At 62.7% G+C, this 22,228-nt stretch carries 23 protein-coding genes and 1 tRNA gene; 10 read left to right on the plus strand and 14 right to left on the minus strand.

Annotated elements, in window-relative coordinates:
- Positions 1–10 precede the first annotated feature (10 nt).
- The 3 genes from EPN80_RS10185 to uvrB all read right to left on the minus strand — a co-directional run bounded on the left by EPN80_RS10185 (position 11) and on the right by uvrB (position 3,018).
- On the minus strand, positions 11–499 hold the full coding sequence (locus EPN80_RS10185) for a low molecular weight protein-tyrosine-phosphatase (protein ID WP_293026360.1): 489 nt from the start codon (positions 497–499) through the stop codon (positions 11–13).
- Between the two features lie 275 nt (positions 500–774).
- Positions 775–850 (minus strand) — tRNA-Met (locus EPN80_RS10190).
- An 83-nt stretch (positions 851–933) separates the two neighbouring features.
- On the minus strand, positions 934–3,018 hold the full coding sequence (gene uvrB / locus EPN80_RS10195) for an excinuclease ABC subunit UvrB (protein ID WP_293026362.1): 2,085 nt from the start codon (positions 3,016–3,018) through the stop codon (positions 934–936).
- A gap of 189 nt (positions 3,019–3,207) precedes the next feature.
- Between uvrB and EPN80_RS10200 the strand changes: the two genes are divergently transcribed.
- Positions 3,208–4,407, plus strand: a complete 1,200-nt coding sequence (locus EPN80_RS10200; protein WP_293026364.1) for an amino acid aminotransferase — start codon at positions 3,208–3,210, stop codon at positions 4,405–4,407.
- Positions 4,408–4,561: 154 nt separating this feature from the next.
- Positions 4,562–5,845, plus strand: a complete 1,284-nt coding sequence (phaZ, locus tag EPN80_RS10205; RefSeq protein WP_293026366.1) for a polyhydroxyalkanoate depolymerase — start codon at positions 4,562–4,564, stop codon at positions 5,843–5,845.
- On the opposite strand, the gene EPN80_RS10210 is transcribed toward phaZ, so the two are convergent.
- The gene (locus EPN80_RS10210) at positions 5,842–6,483 is read right to left on the minus strand and encodes a TetR/AcrR family transcriptional regulator (RefSeq protein WP_293026583.1); all 642 of its coding nucleotides are present in this window, start codon (positions 6,481–6,483) and stop codon (positions 5,842–5,844) included. The genes phaZ and EPN80_RS10210 overlap by 4 nt on opposite strands.
- A 138-nt stretch (positions 6,484–6,621) precedes the next feature.
- On the opposite strand from EPN80_RS10210, the gene rsxB reads away from it, so the two are divergent.
- A complete protein-coding gene (gene rsxB, locus EPN80_RS10215; RefSeq protein WP_293026368.1) occupies positions 6,622–7,455 on the plus strand; it encodes an electron transport complex subunit RsxB in 834 nt (277 codons plus the stop codon).
- Entirely contained in the window at positions 7,452–8,099 is a 648-nt protein-coding gene (nth, locus tag EPN80_RS10220) for an endonuclease III (protein ID WP_293026370.1), read from the plus strand. Before rsxB ends, nth begins: the two co-directional genes overlap by 4 nt.
- A gap of 22 nt (positions 8,100–8,121) precedes the next feature.
- Here nth and EPN80_RS10225 read toward each other — a convergent pair whose 3' ends face one another.
- Both EPN80_RS10225 and EPN80_RS10230 read right to left on the minus strand, forming a co-directional pair.
- Positions 8,122–8,709 (minus strand): malonic semialdehyde reductase, encoded by a 588-nt coding sequence (locus EPN80_RS10225; RefSeq protein WP_293026372.1) that lies wholly within the window; start codon positions 8,707–8,709, stop codon positions 8,122–8,124.
- Between the two features lie 60 nt (positions 8,710–8,769).
- The gene (locus EPN80_RS10230) at positions 8,770–9,699 is read right to left on the minus strand and encodes a DMT family transporter (RefSeq protein ID WP_293026374.1); all 930 of its coding nucleotides are present in this window, start codon (positions 9,697–9,699) and stop codon (positions 8,770–8,772) included.
- A 97-nt stretch (positions 9,700–9,796) separates the two neighbouring features.
- On the opposite strand from EPN80_RS10230, the gene EPN80_RS10235 reads away from it, so the two are divergent.
- Complete coding sequence (locus EPN80_RS10235) at positions 9,797–10,228, plus strand: DUF1841 family protein (RefSeq protein ID WP_293026376.1); 432 nt, start codon at positions 9,797–9,799, stop codon at positions 10,226–10,228.
- A gap of 65 nt (positions 10,229–10,293) precedes the next feature.
- Here the strand turns inward: EPN80_RS10235 and EPN80_RS10240 are convergent, their stop codons facing one another.
- Complete coding sequence (locus EPN80_RS10240) at positions 10,294–10,686, minus strand: c-type cytochrome (protein WP_293026378.1); 393 nt, start codon at positions 10,684–10,686, stop codon at positions 10,294–10,296.
- Between the two features lie 24 nt (positions 10,687–10,710).
- Entirely contained in the window at positions 10,711–11,058 is a 348-nt protein-coding gene (locus EPN80_RS10245; RefSeq protein WP_047212884.1) for a cytochrome c, read from the minus strand.
- 259 nt (positions 11,059–11,317) lie between these two features.
- Between EPN80_RS10245 and EPN80_RS10250 the strand changes: the two genes are divergently transcribed.
- The 3 genes from EPN80_RS10250 to EPN80_RS10260 are packed head-to-tail and all read left to right on the plus strand — an operon-like array spanning position 11,318 to position 14,575.
- Positions 11,318–12,160: a MoxR family ATPase gene (locus EPN80_RS10250; protein WP_293026381.1), complete on the plus strand. Its 843-nt coding sequence runs from the start codon at positions 11,318–11,320 to the stop codon at positions 12,158–12,160.
- Positions 12,161–12,174: 14 nt separating this feature from the next.
- Complete coding sequence (locus tag EPN80_RS10255; protein WP_293026383.1) at positions 12,175–13,347, plus strand: VWA domain-containing protein; 1,173 nt, start codon at positions 12,175–12,177, stop codon at positions 13,345–13,347.
- Positions 13,348–13,369: 22 nt separating this feature from the next.
- A complete protein-coding gene (locus EPN80_RS10260) occupies positions 13,370–14,575 on the plus strand; it encodes a benzoate/H(+) symporter BenE family transporter (RefSeq protein WP_293026386.1) in 1,206 nt (401 codons plus the stop codon).
- Positions 14,576–14,605: 30 nt separating this feature from the next.
- Here EPN80_RS10260 and EPN80_RS10265 read toward each other — a convergent pair whose 3' ends face one another.
- Positions 14,606–15,574 carry a threo-3-hydroxy-L-aspartate ammonia-lyase gene (locus EPN80_RS10265; RefSeq protein ID WP_293026388.1) on the minus strand — a complete coding sequence of 323 codons (969 nt, stop codon included), beginning with the start codon at positions 15,572–15,574 and terminating at the stop codon, positions 14,606–14,608.
- A 162-nt stretch (positions 15,575–15,736) separates the two neighbouring features.
- Between EPN80_RS10265 and EPN80_RS10270 the strand changes: the two genes are divergently transcribed.
- The gene (locus EPN80_RS10270; protein ID WP_293026390.1) at positions 15,737–16,387 is read left to right on the plus strand and encodes an FMN-binding negative transcriptional regulator; all 651 of its coding nucleotides are present in this window, start codon (positions 15,737–15,739) and stop codon (positions 16,385–16,387) included.
- A gap of 23 nt (positions 16,388–16,410) precedes the next feature.
- Positions 16,411–16,743, plus strand: coding sequence for a DUF2322 family protein (locus EPN80_RS10275; protein ID WP_293026392.1), 333 nt, complete (start codon positions 16,411–16,413; stop codon positions 16,741–16,743).
- Between the two features lie 16 nt (positions 16,744–16,759).
- On the opposite strand, the gene EPN80_RS10280 is transcribed toward EPN80_RS10275, so the two are convergent.
- The 5 genes from EPN80_RS10280 to EPN80_RS10300 all read right to left on the minus strand — a co-directional run bounded on the left by EPN80_RS10280 (position 16,760) and on the right by EPN80_RS10300 (position 22,133).
- Positions 16,760–17,587, minus strand: coding sequence for a spermidine synthase (locus tag EPN80_RS10280; protein WP_293026394.1), 828 nt, complete (start codon positions 17,585–17,587; stop codon positions 16,760–16,762).
- 18 nt (positions 17,588–17,605) lie between these two features.
- Complete coding sequence (locus EPN80_RS10285) at positions 17,606–18,082, minus strand: DNA-deoxyinosine glycosylase (RefSeq protein ID WP_293026585.1); 477 nt, start codon at positions 18,080–18,082, stop codon at positions 17,606–17,608.
- Positions 18,079–18,660: a chorismate lyase gene (locus EPN80_RS10290; protein WP_293026396.1), complete on the minus strand. Its 582-nt coding sequence runs from the start codon at positions 18,658–18,660 to the stop codon at positions 18,079–18,081. Before EPN80_RS10290 ends, EPN80_RS10285 begins: the two co-directional genes overlap by 4 nt.
- A 75-nt stretch (positions 18,661–18,735) precedes the next feature.
- Complete coding sequence (gene htpG, locus EPN80_RS10295; RefSeq protein ID WP_293026398.1) at positions 18,736–20,625, minus strand: molecular chaperone HtpG; 1,890 nt, start codon at positions 20,623–20,625, stop codon at positions 18,736–18,738.
- A gap of 128 nt (positions 20,626–20,753) precedes the next feature.
- Positions 20,754–22,133, minus strand: a complete 1,380-nt coding sequence (locus tag EPN80_RS10300; RefSeq protein ID WP_293026400.1) for a PLP-dependent aminotransferase family protein — start codon at positions 22,131–22,133, stop codon at positions 20,754–20,756.
- Positions 22,134–22,228 lie beyond the last annotated feature (95 nt).

Consider the following 22,228-nt stretch of genomic DNA (forward strand, 5'->3'; position numbering starts at 1 on the left):
TAAAGATCCGTCAGGAATCGGCGCGCAAGCGTTCGCGTAAATGCGACAGCAGCCCGGCGCAAGCGTCTTCGACATAATCGAGCACCTGCTCGAAACCTTGCGCCGCGCCGTAATACGGGTCGGGCACATGCTCGGCTGCATGTTTGCTCGCGAATCGCATCAGCAAAGCCAGCTTGTAGTGTTGCGCGGCGGGGCAGCGCGCGCGCAATTCGGCAAGATTGTCGGCGTCCATCGCCAGGAGCCAATCGAAGCGCTGAAAGTCTTCGTTCGTCACCAGGCGCGAGCGCAGTGCCGCCAGATCATAGCCGCGCGCGGCGGCTGCGGCCTGGCTGCGTCGGTCGGGAGCATGGCCCAGATGATAGCCGTGGGTGCCGGCCGAATCGATCACGATCTCATCGCCCAAACCCGCCTCGATGACCAGGCGCCGCATCACGCTCTCGGCGGTTGGCGAGCGACAGATGTTGCCCATGCAAACGAACAGGACAGAGACTTTCCGCATTTCGTCGAATCCAAAGGGAAAGCGCCGCCGGTGTGGCGCGATGACGAATTATAGGACGGCATCGATGCCGCGGAATGCCTCGGCTGGCATGGTGCCTTATCCACAGAAAAAGTGCACAAGCTTGTTGATAACATGTTCAAGCTTGCGCTAACACCTTGAAGCAAAAGCTATTGCCTTGCGTGATTCGTGGCCCGCCGATGCACGCCGAATCGACCGCGGCGACCGCTTAAAACGCCAAGGCCCGCGCGGTGGCGGGCCTTGGTGATGATTCGGACTGGTTGCGGGGGCTGGACTCGAACCAGCGACCTTCGGGTTATGAGCCCGACGAGCTGCCAACTGCTCCACCCCGCGTCAGAGGGAGTGAAGTATATAGCGTCGAGAAAAATAAGCAAACAGAAATTCGCGCGGCGGGGCAAATTTTATTGGACCGCATTTCAGAGCGCCGCCATCTCTCCCGCACCATCCGCGCCGAAGACCTGCTGCTTGACATGCAACAACTGGTCTCGCACCTGGGCAGCCTGCTCGAACTCGAGATTGCGCGCGTGCTCCTGCATCAATTTTTCCAGTCGTTTGATCTCCTTCGACAACTGCTTTTCGCTCATCTCTTGATAGCGCGCCTGCTCCTCGGCGACCTTCAATTCCGCGCGCGCCTCGTCCGGATCGTACACGCCGTCGATGATGTCCTTGATGCGCTTGGTCACGGAGGTCGGCGTAATTCCCAGCGCCAGGTTGTGCGCAGTCTGCTTGGCGCGCCGACGATTGGTCTCGTCGATCGCCCGGCGCATCGAGTCGGTGACCTTGTCGCCGTAGAGAATCGCCAGCCCATGAATGTTGCGCGCGGCCCGGCCGATGGTCTGGATCAGCGAACGCTCGGCCCGCAGGAAGCCTTCCTTGTCGGCGTCGAGAATCGCCACCAGCGACACCTCGGGAATGTCGAGGCCCTCGCGCAGCAAATTGATGCCGACCAGCACATCGAACGCACCCAGCCGCAGATCGCGAATGATTTCAACCCGCTCGACCGTGTCGACATCGCTGTGCAGGTAGCGCACCTTGATGCCATTGTCGGCCAGATATTCGGTCAGTTGCTCGGCCATGCGCTTGGTCAGTGTCGTCACCAGTACACGTTCGTTGACCTTGACCCGTTGATGGATTTCCGACAGGACGTCATCCACCTGATTGTGCGCTGGACGCACCAGGATCTCCGGATCGATCAGGCCCGTCGGGCGCACGACTTGCTCGACCACCTGGCCGGCTTGACGATTTTCATAATCAGCGGGTGTGGCCGAAACGAAAATCACCTGCCGCATCTTGCGCTCGAATTCGGCGAATTTGAGCGGCCGGTTATCCAGTGCGGAGGGCAGGCGGAATCCGTAATTCACCAGATTTTCCTTGCGCGCGCGGTCGCCGTTGTACATGCCGTTGAATTGCCCGATCAGCACATGCGACTCGTCCAGAAACATCAGCGCATCGCTGGGCAAATAATCGACCAGGGTCGGTGGCGGCTCGCCCGGTTGTGCGCCGGACAGGTGGCGCGAGTAATTCTCGATGCCCTTGCAGAAGCCGAGCTCCTGCAGCATTTCGAGATCGAAGCGGGTGCGCTGTTCGAGCCGCTGCGCCTCGACCAGCTTGTTTTCACGGTAGAAGAAATCGAGCCGTTCCCGCAGTTCTTCCTTGATTGCCTCGATCGCGCGCATGACCGTCTCGCGCGGCGTGACGTAGTGCGACGATGGGTACACCGTGAAGCGTGGAATTTTCTGCCGTATGCGCCCGGTAAGCGGATCGAACAATTGCAGCGACTCGATCTCATCGTCGAACAGTTCGATCCGCACGGCCAGTTCCGCATGCTCGGCAGGGAAAATATCGATGGTGTCGCCGCGCACCCGAAACGTGCCGCGCGCGAAATCCATGTCGTTGCGCGTGTACTGCATCGCGATCAGCCGCGCGATGACCTCGCGCTGGCCGATCCTGTCGCCCTGGCGCAGCACCAGGATCATCCGGTGATATTCGTTTGGATTACCGATACCGTATATCGCCGAGACGGTCGCCACAATCACGGTGTCGCGCCGCTCCAGCAGGCTCTTGGTGGCCGACAGGCGCATCTGCTCGATATGCTCGTTGATCGACGAGTCTTTCTCGATATACAGGTCGCGTTGCGGAACATATGCTTCGGGCTGGTAGTAGTCGTAATACGAGACGAAGTATTCCACCGCGTTATGGGGGAAAAATTCGCGAAATTCGGAGTAAAGCTGGGCCGCGAGCGTTTTGTTCGGCGCGAACACAATGGCGGGACGCCCAAGGCGGGCAATGACGTTGGCCATCGTGAAGGTCTTGCCTGAGCCCGTCACGCCCAGCAGCGTCTGATATGACAGCCCGTCGGCAATGCCCTCGACCAACTGACGGATCGCCTCGGGCTGGTCGCCAGCTGGCGCAAACGGCTGATACAGGCGGTAAGGGGAGCCCTCGAAGCTGATGAACTTGCTCTCGTCGAGCGCGTCGGAAACTTTGTGCAAATCTGGCATGGCGTTTGGCAGGGCCCTGCGCCCGGGACGGCAAAAGAGCATTCTACCGTCTTCGTCACCGGCGAGCCCGGCCCGCGCACCGCCGCCCTGCCCGGCGCCGCCGGAGGTGGTATTTCTCCGCTACAATGCATGTTTGCGCCCCCGGGGCGCTCGCCCGACCCACGTTTCCTCTCTCAAAGCCGATCTATCATGACGCTCTTCTCCGCCGTCGAACTGGCCCCTCGCGACCCCATTCTTGGCCTGACCGAAGCTTTCAATGCCGACACCCGCTCCACCAAAGTCAACCTTGGCGTGGGGGTCTACTACAATGATCAAGGACGCATTCCGCTGTTGCGCGCCGTGCAGGAAGCAGAGAAGGCGCGGGTCGCCGCTGCCGCGCCGCGCGGCTATCTGCCGATCGAAGGTATTGCCGCCTACGACCAGGCGGTGCAGAAAATGCTGTTCGGCGCCGAGTCGCGATTGATTGCCGAGGGTCGCGTGGTAACGGCGCAAGCGTTGGGCGGCACGGGCGCGCTCAAGATCGGCGCCGATTTCCTGCACCAGCTCAACCCCTCCGCCAAGGTCGCCATCAGCGATCCGAGCTGGGAAAATCACCGCGCGCTTTTCTCCGCCGCCGGATTCGAGGTGGTGGCCTATCCGTACTACGACGCCGCCACGCACGGCGTGAACCTGAACGGCATGCTCGACGCGCTCGGCAAGTTGCCGGCCGGCTCCATCGTCGTACTGCATGCCTGCTGCCACAACCCGACCGGCGTCGATCTCTCTTCGGCACAGTGGCAACAGGTAGTCGACGCGGTTCGCGCGCGCGACCTGGTGCCGTTCCTCGATATCGCCTACCAGGGATTCGGCGAGGGCATTGAACCGGATGCGGCAGCCGTGCGTATGTTCGCCGACGCCGGCCTGAGCTTTTTTGTCTCCAGCTCGTTCTCCAAGTCCTTCTCCCTGTATGGCGAGCGAGTCGGCGCGTTGTCGATCGTTACCGCCAGCAAGGATGAAAGCACCCGCGTGCTGTCGCAAATCAAGCGGGTGATTCGCACCAACTACTCGAATCCGCCCACGCATGGCGGCTCGATCGTCTCGGCGGTGCTCAATAGCACGGAACTGCGCGCGCTGTGGGAACAGGAGCTTGGCGAAATGCGCGAGCGCATCCGCACGATGCGCCATGCGCTGGTGACCAAGCTCAAGGCGCAAGGGGTCGCGCGCGACTTCTCCTTTGTCGCGCAGCAGCGCGGCATGTTCTCCTACTCGGGGTTGAGCGCCGAGCAGGTCGAGCGACTGAAGACGGAATTCGGCATCTACGCGGTCAGTACCGGTCGAATTTGCGTTGCGGCGCTCAATAACGCCAATATCGACCCGGTCGTCGCTGCGATCGCCCAGGTGCTGCGCTAACGCCTATTTGGCCCTCCTTGGCCGAACCGGAACGGCCCGCCTCGGCGGGCCGTTCCGTCTGGAAATGAAAAATCCAAGCCATTGATTTTGTTGCGTTGCACACAAAATCAATGTACTGCATAATCAAATCATTCTCATCGTTCCAAGGCATGCCATGCTGTATCAAATTCATGAATATCAGCGCGCCTGGTTAAATCCGATGACGGCGTGGGCCGAGGCCGCGGCGAAGTCGTTTGCCGACCCCGCCAGCCCGTTTGCCCTGATTCCTGGCGCCGCCCGGGTCGCCGCCGGTTATGAACTGCTTTACCGCCTGGGCAAAGCCTACGAAAAACCGGAATTCGGCATTCGCCAGATCGAAAAAGACGGCCGCAAGTGTCCGATCATCGAACAGACCATCATTGAAAAGCCCTTTTGCAGCCTGTTGCGCTTCAAGCGCTACTCGGACGATACCAGCACCGTCCGGGACATGAAGGAAGAGCCGACGGTGCTGGTTTGCGCGCCGCTGTCCGGCCATCACGCCACGCTGCTGCGCGACACCGTGCGCACGCTGCTGCAGGACCACAAGGTATACATTACCGACTGGAACGACGCACGCATGGTGCCGGTCTCCGAAGGGCCGTTCCATCTCGACGACTATGTCGCCTACATCCAGGATTTCATTCGTCACATCGGCGCCGAAAATCTGCACGTGATTTCGGTCTGCCAGCCCACCGTTCCCGTGCTCGCGGCGATTTCGCTGATGGCCAGCAACGACGAGCCCACGCCCAAGACCATGACCATGATGGGCGGGCCGATCGATGCGCGCAAATGTCCGACGTCGGTCAACTCGCTGGCCACCAACAAGTCCTTCGAATGGTTCCGCGATAACGTCATCTATGCCGTGCCGAGCAACTATCCGGGCGCCGGCCGGATGGTATACCCCGGTTTCCTGCAACATGCCGGCTTCGTCGCGATGAACCCCGACCGGCACGTCACCTCGCACTGGGACTACTATCTCGACCTGTTGCGTGGCGACAACGACGACGCCGAAGCGCATCGGCGCTTTTATGACGAATACAACGCCGTACTCGACATGGCGGCCGAGTATTACCTCGAGACCATTCGCACGGTGTTCCAGGAATTTCGCCTGGCCAAGGGCACGTGGGACGTGCGTGGCGAGCGCGTGCGCCCGCAGGACATCACCGGCACGGCGTTGTTCACGATCGAGGGCGAACTCGACGACATTTCGGGCAGCGGGCAGACCGAAGCCGCGCATGATTTATGCACCGGCATTCCGGCGAGCCATCGCCAGCATTTCACCGCACCCGGCTGCGGGCATTACGGCATCTTCTCCGGAAGCCGGTGGCGCACGGTGATTTACCCGAAAATCAGGGATTTCATTCGCGCTTACGACAATCCCATGCCCAAGGCCGTCGCCAAGACGGCCTCCGCTCGCTAACGAACCGATTGAGCGCCCGCGCGCAGGTAATTCAGCAGCATGTCAGTGTGGAATGCCATCGCGCGGGCCCGCTCCTCGGGTGCGAGGGGGTCGCGCCCCATCACGGTGGTCAGTGTGTGCCGGTTGGAGAGCACGTAATAGCCGAGGCCAGAGATCGTTACATAGCACTGCACCGGATCTACGCCGGGTCGGATCGTGCCGTCGGCCTCGCCTCGCTTGAGCACCGACGCCAGCATTGCGACGATCGGTGAGACGAACGCCTGGACCCGGGTCGATTCGCGCATATGGCGCGCCTCGTGGAGGTTTTCGTTATTGATCAGCCGAATCAGCTCCGGATGCTGCTGATAATAGTTCCAGATGAAATGCGCCAGCTCCCGGACCGCGTCGAGCGGGGCGAGTGCCTCGAGCCGCAGCGCGTGCTCGGCGTCGTTGAAATCGCCGTAGACCTTCTCCAGCACGGCAAGATAAAGCTGGTCCTTATTGCCGAAGTAGTAATACAGCATGCGCTCGTTGACGTCGGCGCGACGGGCGATGCTATCGACCCGGGCACCGCTCAAGCCGCGCTCGGAGAACTCCTCGGTCGCGGCCTCGAGAATGCGCTTGCGCGTACGCTCCGGGTCCCGCTTGAGTTTGTTCAGATCGTGAGTCATGGGCCTGTCATTCGTGGAAGTCCAGCCTGTGCCGACTTTGCGGCCGGCGCGCGCATTATGGCACAGTGATCCGGCAGGCCTCAAAATCGACGATAATTTCCGATTACCCTTAACCCATGTGCTGAAGTGACCGAATCCCGTTCCCTTGCCGACCACCTCGAAGACGCCTTGCCGCAGACGCAGTGCACAAAATGCGGCTACGACGGTTGCAGGCCCTATGCCGAAGCGATGGCGCGCGGCCAGGCACAACACAATCAGTGTCCGCCGGGCGGCGCGCAGGGCGTGGCGCGACTTGCCAACTTGCTCGGCAAACCGCCGCTGCCGCTCAATCCGGCCAATGGCGTGGAACGCCCGCGCCCGCGTGCGCTCATCGATGAATCGTTGTGCATCGGTTGCACCCTTTGCATGCAGGCGTGCCCGGTCGATGCGATCGTGGGCGCGGCCAAGCAAATGCACACGGTCGTCGAAGCCCTTTGTACCGGCTGCGACCTGTGCGTGCCGCCGTGCCCAGTCGATTGCATCGCCATGGTGCCAGTCACCGGCGACCTGACCGGCTGGGATGCCTGGTCGCAGGCGCAGGCCGACGCCGCTCGCGAGCGCTATGAGCAACATCAGGCTCGCCGACGGCGCGAGCAGGCAGCTCAGGAAGCCCGCCTGGCGGCCAAGGCGGCGCGCCTGGCAGCCGCCCAGGCGCAACCGCCCGACGGCAACACCCCGCCCGCCATCGACGCCGCCGCCGCACGCAAGCAGGCAATCATCCAGGCGGCGCTGGAGCGCGCCCGGCAAAAGAAGGAGACTCTGCGCCAACAAGGACTCGGCCCCAAAAACATCGATAATCCGAGCGCACAAACCCAGGCCCAGATCGATCAGGTCGAAGCGCGGCGCCGCCGTCTTGGCCTGAACGATGATGATCTGCCCGGGCCGGGCAAGCCCAACGACCAACCAGGAACGCCGTCATGAACGACGCCAAGCGTCGCGCAATTTTCGAGACGTTGCGCGAGCTCAACCCGCACCCCACGACCGAGCTGGCCTACACCACGCCGTTCGAACTGCTGATCGCCGTGATGCTCTCGGCGCAGGCAACCGACGTGTCGGTCAACAAGGCCACCCGCCGCCTGTTTCTGGTGGCCAATACGCCGCAGACGATGCTGGCGCTGGGCGAGCCGGGCCTGACCGAATACATCAAGACCATTGGCCTGTTTCGCAACAAGGCCAAGAACGTCATTGCCACCTGCCGTCTGCTGCTCGAACGGCATGGCGGCCAGGTGCCCGCCTCGCGAGAGGCGCTCGAAGCCTTGCCCGGGGTCGGTCGCAAAACCGCCAACGTCGTGCTCAACACCGCATTCAGTCAGCCGACCATCGCTGTGGACACGCACATTTTCCGGGTCGCCAACCGCACTGGTCTGGCCCCCGGCAAGGACCCGCTGGCCGTCGAGCTAGCGCTCGAGCGCACCACCCCCAAGGAATTCCTGCACGACGCGCATCATTGGCTGATTCTGCACGGACGCTACGTCTGCAAGGCGCGCAAACCGGAGTGCTGGCACTGCGTAATCGAACCCCTGTGCGAGTATCGCGACAAAACGCCAGCGCCTGACGCCGCCTGAGCGGCATTGGCGAAGCTGTCGCTCAGACGATCCGGCAAGCCTCGTCGAACGACAGGCGCGGGCCACGGGGGTGCAGGCCCGCTGCATCGCCATATCCGAGATTGCAGATGAAATTCACGCGCCAGGTACTCTCGGCGAAGAACGCGGCATTGACCTTCTCGGCGTCGAACCCGCCCATCGGGCCGCAATCCAGCCCCAGCGCACGGGCCGCGAGAATGAAATAACCGCCTTGCAGCGACCCGTTCATTAGCGCAGCGCGCGCAGCCCGTTCAGGGTTCGCGGCAAATCCGCCGCGCATGTCGGCATGCGGGAACAGGCGCGGCAAATGTTCGAAAAATGCCAGATCATAGGCCACGATTGCCGTGACCGGCGCCGCGCGGGTCTTCTCGACGTTGCCCGGCGCCATGCATTCGAGCAGCGCGGCCTTTTGCGCCGGACTGCGCACGAAGACCACGCGCGCTGGCGTACTGTTGCCGGAGGTCGGTCCCCATTTCATCAGATCATACAAATCCTTGAGAACACTGTCGGGCACCGCCTTGTCCCGCCACGCGGCATACGTGCGGGCTTGCGTGAAGAGTTGCGCGATGGCGGTTTGGTCGATTTGATTCATTGCCAGTTCCACGGTGAGAGTGCATTCAGTCTTGATTCTACTGGCGGTAGCCGAATCCCGTCAGGCTGGCGTCGGCGGCTCGGGCACATGGCTCTGGCGATCGCGCGCCGACAACCAGAGCACGCCAGCCAAAATCAATAAGCCGCCGGCCAACTGTCCGGGATTGAGTTTCTCACCCAAGGTCAGCGCCGCCAATGCCACCGTCACGACCGGCTCGAGTGTCGAGAGCATCGATGCGCGTGCCGCGCCCAACCGCTGCAAGCCGGCAAAGAACGTCAGGATCGCAACCACGGTCGAGAGCACCGCAATCGCGACCAGCGCCAACCATCCGCCGGCGTGGGCCGGCCAATGCGGCGCGGCGCCCGCATGCCCGCGGACCAAGGCGACGCAACCCAGCACCAGCGTCGCGGCGCCGCACACCACCAGCGTGGTCGCCCGCGGGTCGACGCCTGCGCTCACGCGCGCCCCAACCACGATGTATATCGAATAGATCATCGCCGCCCCGATCGCCAAGCCGATGCCGAGCGGCTGGCCGACGCCGCCGCCCACCGTCAGCGCACAACCCGCGGAGCACAGCAGCAGTGCGCCGGTCTTCACGCGCGTGAGCCGTTCGTGCAGAAACAAGGCCGCCAACAGTGTCACGAAAAACGGGTAGAGATAAAGCAGCAACGCCACCAGGCTGGCCTGCGCGAATTGCAACGCCTCGAAATAGCAGAGCGACTGGCCCACGTAGCCGATCCCGCCCATCAACGCCAGCGCCGCGACGCGCCGCCACGACGGTAGCGCGACGCGCCGGGACCACGCGAACCATCCCAGCGAAACGAAAGCAATGCCGAAACGCGTCAGCAGCAAGCCAAACACATCCGTGCCATCGGCATATGCGACACGGGCGAAAATCGGCATCGCGCCGAACGCCGAGGCCGACAGAGCGATCAGCGCCACACCGTGCCAGGCGCCGGCCGGCCGGCGCAGTCCCATTGCATGCGTCATAATATTCAGTTAAGCATTATTGTTGTTGATGTCGTGCCTCGCGCCGCGCCATTGTAGCGCCCGGGGACACTTATTGGGCGCGCGCGCCGGAGGTTTCATGTTCAATCCAAGCCGTGATGAAGTACGGCAATTCTTCTGTCAAACCTGGCGCAAGCAGCGCGAAGGCGGCGTGCTGACGCCGCTCGAGAGTATTGCGGCCGAGTGGATTATCGAGCATCCGGAATATCACGACGACCTGCGCGATGCGGGCGACAGCATTGGCCAAGACTACACGCCGGAACAAGGCAAAACCAACCCTTTCCTGCATCTGTCGATGCACCTTGCCATCAGCGAACAGATTTCCATCGACCAGCCGCCAGGGATCCGGGCCGCCTACGAGCGCCTGACCCAACGCCTGGACTCGCCGCATGAAGCGCAACATCAGATCATGGAATGCCTGGGCCAGACGCTCTGGGAAGCGCAGCGCGCAGGCACGCCGCCAGACTCCGCGGCTTACCTGGAGCGCATCGAGCAGTTGGCGTCGCGCTAGCGCCGCAGATGCAAAAAAGCCTCGGCGCAGCGCCGAGGCTTTTGTAGCGGCAAACCACTGCCCGCTTACTTGTTCGTCACCAGATCGCCGGGCAGCGATGCGACGTAAGCGGCGATGTCATGCAATTCGGCCGACGTAAATGGGCGCGGCTTGCCGTCCTTGCCGGTCACCGCCGGGCTTTGCAGCACCTGGGCCTTCATGATGGGGTTATCGCGCCCGAACACTGGGCTGTTGCTGTTCTGATAGGCGCGCAACGCATTGTAGACATAGTCGGCATACTGTCCGGCGAGCTTCGGATAAGCCGGGGTAATCGGGTGGTTCAAGCCCGCGCCATGACAGGCGGCGCAATTGGCTTTTTCCACCAGTGCCTTGCCGAGCGCGACATCAGCAGCCTGTGCGACCGGCAAAGCAAGCACGGATACGGCAACCGCGGTCAATACTGCGTACAGTGATTTCATGGGTTCTCCTATACCGCGTTTCTATTATTTGTCGGGGTTCGGCGGCGTGGCGGCCGTCTGCTGCGAGTAGTAGGCCGCAATGTCGGCAATATCCTGATCGCTCAGCGACGCCGCGATGCCATGCATCGTCTGGAACTTTCGGTTGCCCTTGGCATACTCTTTCAACGCGTTCTCGATGTACTGCGCGTTCTGGCCGCCCAGCTTGGGGACGTGGTAGACCTCGGGAAACGCCGTACGATAGCCCGGAATACCATGGCAGCCGATGCACATCGCGACCTTGTCTCTGGCCGCCAGGGCATTACCTTTCAGATCAGCCGCATGCAGTGTCGTCATGCCGGCCGCCAGCGTCAACATCGTGAGAAACTTTTTCATGGTTTTTTCGAGAACGATGAGTTGAGAAGTTTGGCGCGCCATTCACCGACCGCCACCGTGCTCCACCGGACGGCCAGCCGAAAAAATCGGTCAATTGTACCCCAGTCCCCTTACGCCAGTCCATCGGGCTCCGGAGCTCGCCGCACGACTTGTCCCGATCGGTGCGCAAGCCTTTGGCAGCAAAGGCTTGCGCTGATTTTCGGGAGGGAATATGCGCTTTGACTTATACTGACTTTTTTGCCATTTCCCCCGGTCCGCCATGCGCTTCGAAGGCTCCTCCCAATACGTCGCCACCGACGACCTCAAGCTTGCCGTCAACGCGGCAATGACCTTGCAACGCCCGCTGCTTATCAAAGGCGAACCCGGTACCGGCAAGACCATGCTGGCCGAGGAAGTCGCCGCGGCGCTGGACATGCCGCTGCTGCAATGGCACGTCAAGTCGACCACCAAGGCGCAGCAGGGACTTTACGAGTATGACGCGGTGTCTCGCCTGCGCGACTCGCAACTGGGCGATGAGCGCGTCAAGGACATCCGCAACTACATCGTCAAGGGTGTGCTGTGGCAAGCCTTCGAGTCCGACCAGAAAAGCGTGCTGCTGATCGACGAAATCGACAAGGCCGATATCGAGTTCCCCAACGACTTGCTGCGGGAACTCGACCGCATGGAATTCTACGTATACGAGACCCGCGAGCTGGTGCGCGCGCGTCATCGCCCGTTGGTCGTAATTACTTCGAACAACGAAAAGGAACTGCCCGACGCCTTCCTGCGGCGCTGCTTTTTCCATTACATCAAATTCCCGGACGCGGCGACCATGCAACAAATCGTCGACGTTCACTATCCCGGCATCAAGCAGGAATTGGTCAGCGCGGCACTGGCCTGCTTCTTCGAGATCCGCGACATCCCCGGCCTGAAGAAAAAGCCTTCGACCTCGGAGCTGCTCGACTGGCTCAAGCTGCTGATGGCCGAGGACATCGGCCCGCAAGCGCTGCGCAGCAAGGACCACAAGCTGGCGATCCCGCCGCTGCACGGCGCCCTGCTGAAAAACGAGCAGGACGTGCATCTGTTCGAGCGCCTGGTGTTCATGAACCGCGCCAATCGCTGACACGGTCCCCGGCCATGCTCATCGATTTCTTTTTCACGCTGCGCGAGGCCCGGCTGCCGGTCTCGGTCAAGGAATACCTGGCGCTGCTCGAAGCACTGCAAAAGCAGGTGATCGGACCGTCGCTCGACGAGTTCTATTACCTGGCGCGCATGACGCTGGTCAAGGACGAAAAACATTTCGACAAGTTCGATCAGGCCTTCGGCGCTTACTTCAACGGCATCAGCCAGGCGCTCGAGAACCATCCCGAGATTCCGCGCGACTGGCTCGAACAGCGCCTGCGGCGCGAGCTCACGCCCGAGGAAAAGGCCAAGATCGAAGCGATGGGCGGGCTCGACAAACTGATGGAGCGCCTCAAGCAGTTGCTCGACGAGCAGAAGGAGCGGCACCAGGGCGGCAACAAATGGATCGGCACGGGCGGCACGTCGCCTTTCGGCAATGGCGGCTACAACCCGGAAGGCATTCGCATCGGCGGCGACGGCGGCAATCGCAGCGCGGTGAAGGTCTGGGATGCGCGCGCCTATCGCGACTACGACGATGAAGTCGAACTCGGCACGCGCAACATCAAAGTGGCGTTGCGGCGCCTGCGCAAATTCGCCCGGCAAGGCGCGGCCGAAGAACTCGATCTGGACGACACCATCCGCAGCACTGCCGCCAATGCGGGCTGGCTCGACCTGAAACTGGTGCCGGAGCGGCACAACAACGTGAAAGTGCTGATGCTGCTCGACGTCGGCGGTTCGATGGACGATCACATCAAGCGCACCGAAGAGCTGTTCTCGGCAGCCAAGTCCGAGTTCAAGCACCTCGAGTTCTATTATTTCCACAACTGCGTCTACGACTGGCTGTGGCAGGAAAACCGGCGGCGTCACGCCGAGCGCTTTCCGACCTGGGACGTCATCCGCAAATATCCGCCCGACTACAAAGTGATTTTCGTCGGCGATGCGACCATGAGCCCGTATGAAATACTGCAACCCGGCGGCTCGGTCGAATACAACAATGCCGAGGCCGGCGCCCTGTGGCTGCGCCGCTTCACCGATCATTTCCCGCATCACGTATGGCTCAATCCGGAGCCCGAAGGGCTGTGGCAATATCGCCAGTCGGTCGGGATCATCCGGCAATTGCTGGGACAGCGCATGTTCCCCGTCACGCTCGCCGGCCTCGAGAGCGCCATGCGCCTGCTCAGCAAATAAGCCACCCGACAATCAGAAAAACATGACCTCTTCGCAACCCGGCTCCTCCCTCCTGCGGCCGTTGACCGACACCTCGCCATCGGCTGTGGTCGCCGGCTTCGTCGCGATGATGACCGGTTACACCAGTTCGCTCGTGCTGATGTTCCAGGCCGGCCAGGCTGCCCATTTATCGGCCGCGCAAATCTCCTCATGGATTTGGGCGCTATCGATCGGCATGGGCATCTGCACCATCGGTCTATCACTGCGCTACCGCATGCCGATCGTGATCGCCTGGTCGACGCCGGGCGCCGCGCTATTGATCACCAGCTTGCCGGGCGTGCCTTATAGCGACGCGATCGGTGCGTTTGTCGTCTGCGCCGTATTGCTGGCTGCATGCGGCCTGACCGGCGGTTTCGAGAAACTGATGCGCCACGTGCCCGGTTCGCTAGCCGCGGCGCTGCTGGCCGGCATCCTGTTCGAAATAGGGCTGGAGATTTTCGTCGCCGCGCAGCATCAGACGGAACTGGTGCTGAGCATGTTCGCGGCCTATCTGATTACCAAGCGATTCGTGCCGCGCTATGCGATTCTGTTATCGCTGCTGGCCGGCATTCTGGTCGCCGGCGCCCTTGGACAGCTTGACTTCAGCCACTTTCACGTCGCACTGGCCAAACCCGTCTGGACCACGCCGACCTTCTCGCTGGCATCGATCGTCAGTATCGGCATCCCGCTGTTCGTGGTCGCCATGGCCTCCCAGAACGTGCCGGGCATGGCGGTACTGCGCGCCGACAACTACAACGTACCGGCTTCGCCGCTGATCTCGGTCACCGGGCTGGCGTCGCTGGTGCTGGCGCCGTTCGGATCGCACGGCCTTAACATGGCGGCCATTACCGCTGCCATCTGCACCGGTCACGAAGCGCACGAAAATCACGCAAAACGCTATACGGCCGCCCTCTGGTGCGGGCTCTTCTATCTGATCGCCGGCATCTTCGGCGCCACCATCGCCGCGCTGTTCGCAGCCTTCCCTGCCGCCCTGGTCGCGGCCATCGCAGCGCTGGCGCTGTTCGGCTCAATCATGAACGGGTTGACCAATGCGATGAGCGATACCCGGCAGCGCGAGGCCGCCCTGGTGACTTTCATGGTGACGGCTTCGGGCCTGACGCTGCTGTCGATCGGCTCGGCTTTCTGGGGCTTGATCGCCGGCGCGCTGACGCTGTTCGTGCTGAACTGGCGCAAACCGGCGGCATCCTAGGCGGGCGGCGCAGCAGCGCCCGCGTCTGGATCAGCGATCCTCGTCGCCCAGAATTCCGGCCAGCACAGACAGATCGACGTTGCCGCCGCTGATCAGTACGCCCACCTTTTTCCCGGCCGTCGGAATGACCCCCGACAGCACGGCCGCGGCGGCCAGGCAACCGGTCGGCTCGACCACCATCTTCATCCGTTCGGCGAAAAAGCGCATGGCTTGCCGCAACTGCTCATCCGATACCGTCACGATATCGGCCACGTGCCGCTGGATGATCGGAAAGGTCCAATCGCCCAGATGCGTAGTGGCAGCGCCATCAGCTAGCGTCTTCGGGGCCGCGATGTGAACGATCTCGCCCTTGCGTAGTGACTGCTGGCCGTCGTTGCCGGCCTCGGGCTCGACGCCAATCACGCGACATCGCGGCGCCAGTGCCGCCGCTGCCAGCGCGCTACCCGAGAGCAAGCCGCCACCGCCCAGGCACACCACCAGTGCATCGAGCTCCCCGCTTGCTTCGATCAACTCCTTGGCTGCGGTGCCCTGTCCGGCGATCACGTGTGGATGATCGTAGGGCGGAATCAGCGTCATGCCACGTTCCCTGGCCAGCGCACGGCCGATGGCATCGCGGTCTTCCGTATACCGATTGTAGGTAACGATTTCGCCGCCATAGCCCCGCGTGGCCGCAACCTTCGCCTTGGGCGCGTCCTCGGGCATCAGGATCGTCGCCTTGATGCCGCTCAGTTGCGCCGCCAGCGCGATCGCCTGGGCATGGTTGCCAGAGGAAAACGTCACCACGCCGGCCTCGCGCTGCGCCGACGTGAATTGCGCGATCGCGTTGTAGGCGCCACGAAACTTGAAAGCACCCATGCGCTGGAAATTCTCGCACTTGAAAAACAACTGCGCCCCGGTCCGCCGGTTCGCCTCGCTCGAGGTCAGCACGGGGGTGTGATGCGCAACACCCTTCAAGCGGGCTGCGGCGGCTTCGATATCGCGGTACTCGGGTTTTTCCATTGTTGAGGTCCTTCTGGCCAAAGAGGGGGCGTCGCTATTGCACACTGGCACGCCTGTGCCGCATTATCTTACGCTTACGGCAATCACGCCGGTTCAACTCAGTTCAACAACGGCACCGCATGCGGTACCGGGGCAGCCAACGTCAGAATTCTGGAGCCAGCCATGTATATGCCCCCGCATTTCGAGGAAACCCGGGTCGAAGTCATGCATCGCCTGATCGAGGAATACCCCCTCGGCATGCTGGTGAGCGCTGCGGACGGCCAGTTGGACGCCAACCACCTGCCGTTCCTGCTCGATCCCACGCGCGGCCAATTCGGCACGCTGCTGTTCCACGTCGCGCGCGGCAACCCGGTATGGGCCCAATGCGACGAACCGATCGCGCCGATGGTGGTTTTCCAGGGGCCGCAAGCCTATATCTCGCCAAACTGGTATCCGTCCAAGGGGGAACACCACCAGGCGGTACCCACATACAACTATGCGGTCGTGCACGCACACGGGCGGCTGCGTGTGATGGATGATGAAAAGCAATTGCGCTCGCTGCTCGCACGCCTGACCCGCAAGATGGAGGCCGACCAACCCAAGCCTTGGCGCATGGGCGACGCGCCTGCCGAATTCATCGCCGACATGCTGACCAAGATCGTCGGGCTCGAGCTGGAAATCACCCGCCTGAGCGGCAAATGGAAGGCCAGCCAGAACCGCTCGGACCCCGACAAAATCGGCGCGGTCGCGGGCCTTCGGCAGGTCGGCACGCATGAGACAATCGCGATGGCCGACACCATGGTGGCAGCCAATCCCGCGACTTTTTCCAAATAAACCCGGCTTTGTGGAGTTTTTCAGTGATCGAACCGAGCGCCAATTTCAAGGAAAACCTGGCACGCCTGCCATCCATCGACGGCATCCTGCGCATCGAGCTGCGCCGCGCCGATGAACAACTCGACAGCGTGATCGAGAACCAGCCCGGCAAGCAGGGCTCGCTGGCGGTCTATCACTATCTGCAGCAGCAATTCGGCGCGCTCGATGCGCGCGCCGCCGAGCATGGCCTGGCGGTGTTCGGCGAACATACTGCCGACGCTCTCGCCCACCCCGGCAAGCACCCGAATGTCGACCGGCTGCTGGCCGTGCGCGACGGCGCGCCGCCCTATACCGTGCGGGTCGTACGCGCCGCCTGAATACAGCAGCCCCGCGTCACACCTCGCAGAGATCTGAGGCGAATGCATTAGCCGCCTTGAGGCCCTTGACCCAGCGCAGCGCCGGCAAACCGGTGCTTTGCATCAGCCCGCGGGCGCGCTGCTCGAGTTGACTCCAGCCGACTTGCAGCGGCGGCCCGTTGAACGCCAGCGCGACCACGTTGCCTTCGTGCACTTCCGGAAACACCAGGACGCGGCCGTCGAAGGCAGCACGCAGGCGCCGAATGTTCTTCGGAAAGCTATCGTGATCGCCAAACAGATTCACGCTCAGCACCCCTGGCGCGCGCAGCACGGCCCGACACGCCTTGTAGAACGCAGGCGTATCCAACACCGGACCGCGCGCCGTGGCGTCGTATAGGTCGATCTGCAGCACGTCGGCGCTCGCATGTCGCGCCGGATCGGCCACGTAGTCCCAGGCATCCATTTCGAGCACCTGCAGACGGCGGTCGTCGTCGGGCAAGCCGAACATGCTGCGCGCGGCCACCACCACGGCGGGATTCAATTCGACCGCGCTCACCCGGGTGCTCGGCAAATAGCGGTGACAGAACTTGGTCAGCGCCGCGGCGCCCAGGCCGAGCTGCACGACATGGCGAGGCGACTGCAAAAACAGTAGCCAGGCCATCATCTGCTGCGCGTACTCCAGCTCGATACGCTCGGGCTTCGATAAACGCATCGCACCTTGCACCCATTCCGTACCGAAGTGCAGATAGCGCACGCCGCCCTGCTCCGAGAACGTGACCGGCGCAAAGCGCGGACTGTAGCGCGGACGAGCGTCACCGGCAAAAGCTTGGGCTTCGATGGACTTCTTCTTGATGAGGGGGGTCATTGTCGTGTCGAAAAAAACTCAGGTCAGCAAATGCTGCCATTCGCGCAGCTTTTGCTCGAAAGTAAGCGCGGCATGCGCCGGGCTCGAGGAAGGCAGTACCAGCGTCGCATAGCCGGCTGCCGCCAGCTTTGGCGCAAAACGCCCGGCGGTCTTGCCGTTGAAGCACAATTTGCGCAGGCGGGGCGCGCGCGCCCGAAGCCAGTCGAAATCGTTGGGCGCGGCCTCACGTATCGCGGCGTCCAGGCTGCCTTCGCGACGGCACGCCGCCAGTACATCCCAGATGCCCATACGATGGCACAGCACACGTTCGAGCCTGGCCTCATAAGGCAGCGCCGCCAACGGCTCGGCAAGCACTTGTTCCAGCAGACGCCAGAATTGGTTGCGCGGATGCGCGTAGTATTGTGCCGCAGCCAGTGACGCCGCGCCGGGAAAACTGCCCAGCACGACCACTTCGGTATCGCCGCGCCATACCGGCGGCAAGCCCCGCAGCTTCATCGCGCCGCCAGCCATTGTGGTGAGTCCAGCATGTCCCAGAAGCGCGGCAAAAAAGCCTCGCTCACCAGCAGCGCCGCACCGTGCCGCTGGAACACCGAGCGGCGTGCCCATAGGCGGGGCGGCAGCGGCGCTTGCGCACCGCTTTGCCAGGCCAGACGATGCAGCATGTGCCGCCGGCCCAACGCGCGGCAGACCAGGATCGAACGCGTCACCGTGGTGTCGTGATAGAGCAGGTCGGCCAGCGGCCGGGTGTGCAGACGGCGCATCGCCTGCCAGACCGAGCGGCTATGCGCCAGTCGTGTCACGCTGTGCGCGACCACCATCGGCGAGCCCTCGACCGTCAGCATCACGTCGCGCGACCACAGCGGATGGCGCGGTGCAACACCCAGGCAACCGTGTTCGTCACCATCGGCGCCGACTACCGACTCATTCAACACGACGACCTTGACCCGCCCAAAGGCCTGCAGATGCCGGGTCAGGGAACCGCCGCGCGTAAGCCAATCTTTCTGCGCCGGCGAGAGTACAGGGGGAGGATGATCGAGCCAGCGATTGCCGGCCACATGAAAACGTCGAGACATGAGGCGCGATTATACGGCCTCGCCGGCCGTCGCACGACACGGGCCGGCGCCATGCGCGCCGCCCCGTTTGTCGCCTTAGTGAAAGTGCCCCAACAGCAGCGCGTTGGTGCGTTTGACGAACGCCGCCGGATCCTCGAGGCTGCCGCCCTCGGCAAGCAGCGCCTGATCGAACAGCAGATGCGACCACTCGGCCAGTTGGCTGTCATCGACCGACAGCCGGCGCACCAGCGCGTGCTCCGGATTGATTTCCAGGATCGGCTTGAAATTCGGCGTCTTTTGCCCGGCAGCCTTGAGCAGGCGCTGCAAGGTGCCGCTCATGTCGTGTTCGTCGGCCACCAGGCAGGACGGCGAATCGGTCAGGCGGAACGTCACGCGCACCTCCTTGGCCTTGTCCTTGAGCGCTTCCTGCATTTTCTCGATCAGCGGCTTGAACGTCTCGCCGACCTTCTCGCGCTCCTCCTTCACCTGCGCGTCCTCGAGCTGGCCGAGGTCGAGATCGCCGCGCGCGACGCTGACAAGCGGCTTGCCGTCGAACTCCTGCAGGAACGACAGCATCCACTCGTCGACGCGATCGGTCAGCAACAGCACTTCGACGTCTTTCTTGCGGAACACTTCCAGATGCGGGCTGTGGCTCGCGGCCTGCCAGCTCTCGGCAGTTACGTAGTAGATTTTGTCTTGCCCTTCCTTCATGCGCGCCACGTAATCGGCCAGCGACACGCTTTGCTCGTCGCTTTCCTGCCGCGTGCTGGCAAAGCGCAACAGCCTGGCCAGGCGCTCGCGGTTGGCGTGATCCTCGCCGAGCCCTTCCTTGAGCACCTGGCCGAAGGTACGCCAGAACGTCGCGTACTTTTCTTTCTGATTCTCCGCCAGATCCTCGAGCAGGCCCAGCACGCGCTTGGTGCCGCCCTCGCGAATCGCCTTGACGTCACGGCTTTCCTGCAGAATCTCGCGCGACACATTGAGCGGCAGATCGCTCGAATCGACCACGCCGCGCACGAAGCGCAGGTAGGACGGCATCAGTTGCTCCGCGTCGTCCATGATGAACACGCGCTTGACGTACAGCTTGATGCCCGACCGCTGCGAGCGGTCCCACAGGTCGTACGGCGCGTGCGACGGCACGTACAGCAGCTGCGTGTATTCACTGCGCCCTTCGACGCGGTTGTGCGCCCACGCCAGCGGGGCTTCGGGATCGTGCGCGATATGTTCGTAGAACGCTTGATATTGCTCGTCGGTAATCTCGTTCTTGCTACGCGTCCACAGGGCGCTGGCCTGATTGACCGTCTCGTCCTCGTCCTGCGGCACCATCTCGCTCTTCTCGGCATCCCAGCTTTCCTTGCGCATGACGATCGGAAGGGAGATGTGATCGGAGTATTTCTGAATAATCGACTTGAGGCGCCAGCTCGACAGCAATTCGTCTTCGCCCTCGCGCAAATGCAGCGTGATGGTCGTGCCGCGCGCCGCGCGCTCGATCGTCTCGACCGTGAAATCGCCCTCGCCGCCCGACTCCCAGCGCACGCCCTCGTTGCTCGGCAGGCCGGCGCGGCGCGACTCGACGGTGATCCTGTCGGCCACGATAAAGCCGGAGTAGAACCCGACGCCGAACTGCCCGATCAGCGCCGCATCCTTTTGCTGGTCGCCGGTCAGACGCTGAAAGAACTCGCGCGTGCCCGATTTGGCAATCGTGCCCAGGTGCGTCACCGCGTCGTCGCGGCTCATGCCAATGCCGTTATCTTCGATGAAAACGGTCCGGGTAGCCTTGTCATAGCCCACACGGATGCGCAATTGCGGGTCGTTTTCATAAAGCGCATCGTTGTTGATGGCCTCGAAACGCAGCTTGTCGGCAGCATCCGAAGCATTGGAAATCAACTCGCGCAGGAAAATCTCCTTGTTGCTGTACAGCGAATGAATCATCAACTGCAAAAGCTGTTTGACTTCCGCCTGGAAGCTCATGGTTTGTTGCGCCATGGGTTCAGTCCTCAATCATCGTTGCCAAAAAACGGGAATCGCGCGCCGGTCGGCGCGCGTGCAAAACCTGTCAGCCCAAATGGGGATGCACGCGCCGCTTTCAAGACCCGCAGCAGGCCGGACCAGGCCTAGCCGGCCCGTTCGATTTGCCGGGCCAGGAAATCCAGCACGGCCGGGTTGTCCCCGCTGCAGGCCACATTGAAGCGCATCCACGTGCTGGGCCCCTGGGTTGGCGAGAACAGGCTGCCGGGCGCCAGCAGATACCCCTCCTCGTGGCCCGCCGCCGCCAGCGCATTGGTATCGACACCCGTATCGACCCACAGAAACATGCCGGCCGGCGGCGCCACCAGCGCGCGGATGCCGATCCGCTCGAGCGCGCGGTGCGCCTTGTCGCGCACGGCATCCAGCCGGGTGCGCAGGCGTTCGGTGTGCTTGCGGTAATGCCCTTCGGTGAGCACGCGGTACAGCAGACGTTCGTTGATCTCCGGCGTGGACGAGCCGATCAGCATTTTGTGGTCGGCAATCGTCTTGGCATGCTCCGGCGCGCAGGCGATGAAACCGGTACGCAAATTCGAGGCGAGCGACTTCGAATAGCTGCCCAGGTAAAACACTCGCTTGAGCTGGTCGAGACTGGCCAGGCGGGTCACCGCGAGCCCCGGCGGGCACAGGTCGCAATAAATGTCGTCCTCCACCACCAGGAAGTCATACTGCTCTGCCAGCCGAAGGATCTGAAAGGCGCGCGCGGCCGACAACGAAGTGCCGGTCGGGTTGTGCAGAATCGAATTGAGGATCAGCAGTTTGGGCCGGTGCGCCTGCACCAGCGCCTCCAGCGCGGTCATGTCCGGCCCGTCTGCGGTGTAGGGCACCCCGATCGCCCGGGCTCCCTGGGCAACGATACGCCCGAACACCACGAACCAGGCCGGGTCGCCGACCAGTACGGTATCGCCGGGCTGCACGTGCAGGCGGAGGATGAAATCAAGCGCCTGGGTAACCCCCGAGGTCATGACGATCTGCTCGGGCTGGGCGCCGATTTCCAGTTCCGCCAAATGCAGTTGCAGTTGCTGGCGCAGCGGCAAAAACCCCTGAGGCGTGCCATTGCCCAGCAACTGCGCGCCGTTCTGCCGGCCCAGCGAGCGCAACGCGCTGGAGAGCAGATCGCCGTCGAGCCAGCTCGGTGGCAGGTATCCCAATCCCGGCCCGCGCTCGGGCGAGACCGTATGATGCATGCTGCGCAGCAGCCAGACCACGTCGATATTGCGCTTGTCCGGCAGCACCGATTGCGCCTGAACCGGCAACGCAGGCCGCGCCCGCACGTAGAAGCCCGAGCCGCGGCGCGACTCGAGATACCCCTGCGCCACGAGCCGGTCGTAAGCCTCGACCACGGTAAAGCGTGAAATGCCCTTCTCCTGCGCCAGCGCGCGAATCGACGGCATTCGCACGCCAGGGCGGAATACCCGTTCGTCGATGCGCAGGCAAGCCCAATGCACAAGTTGGTCCACCAGTGTCATGCCCCCTTGGGAGGGGCCGACGCCGGAAAATGTGCCAAGTGATGCGGCGGGCGGTCGATCCATGGTTTACCCCGACTGTACTGAAAACTAATTGC

The organism is Pandoraea sp. (genome assembly GCF_004297875.1).
GTDB lineage: Bacteria > Pseudomonadota > Gammaproteobacteria > Burkholderiales > Burkholderiaceae > Pandoraea.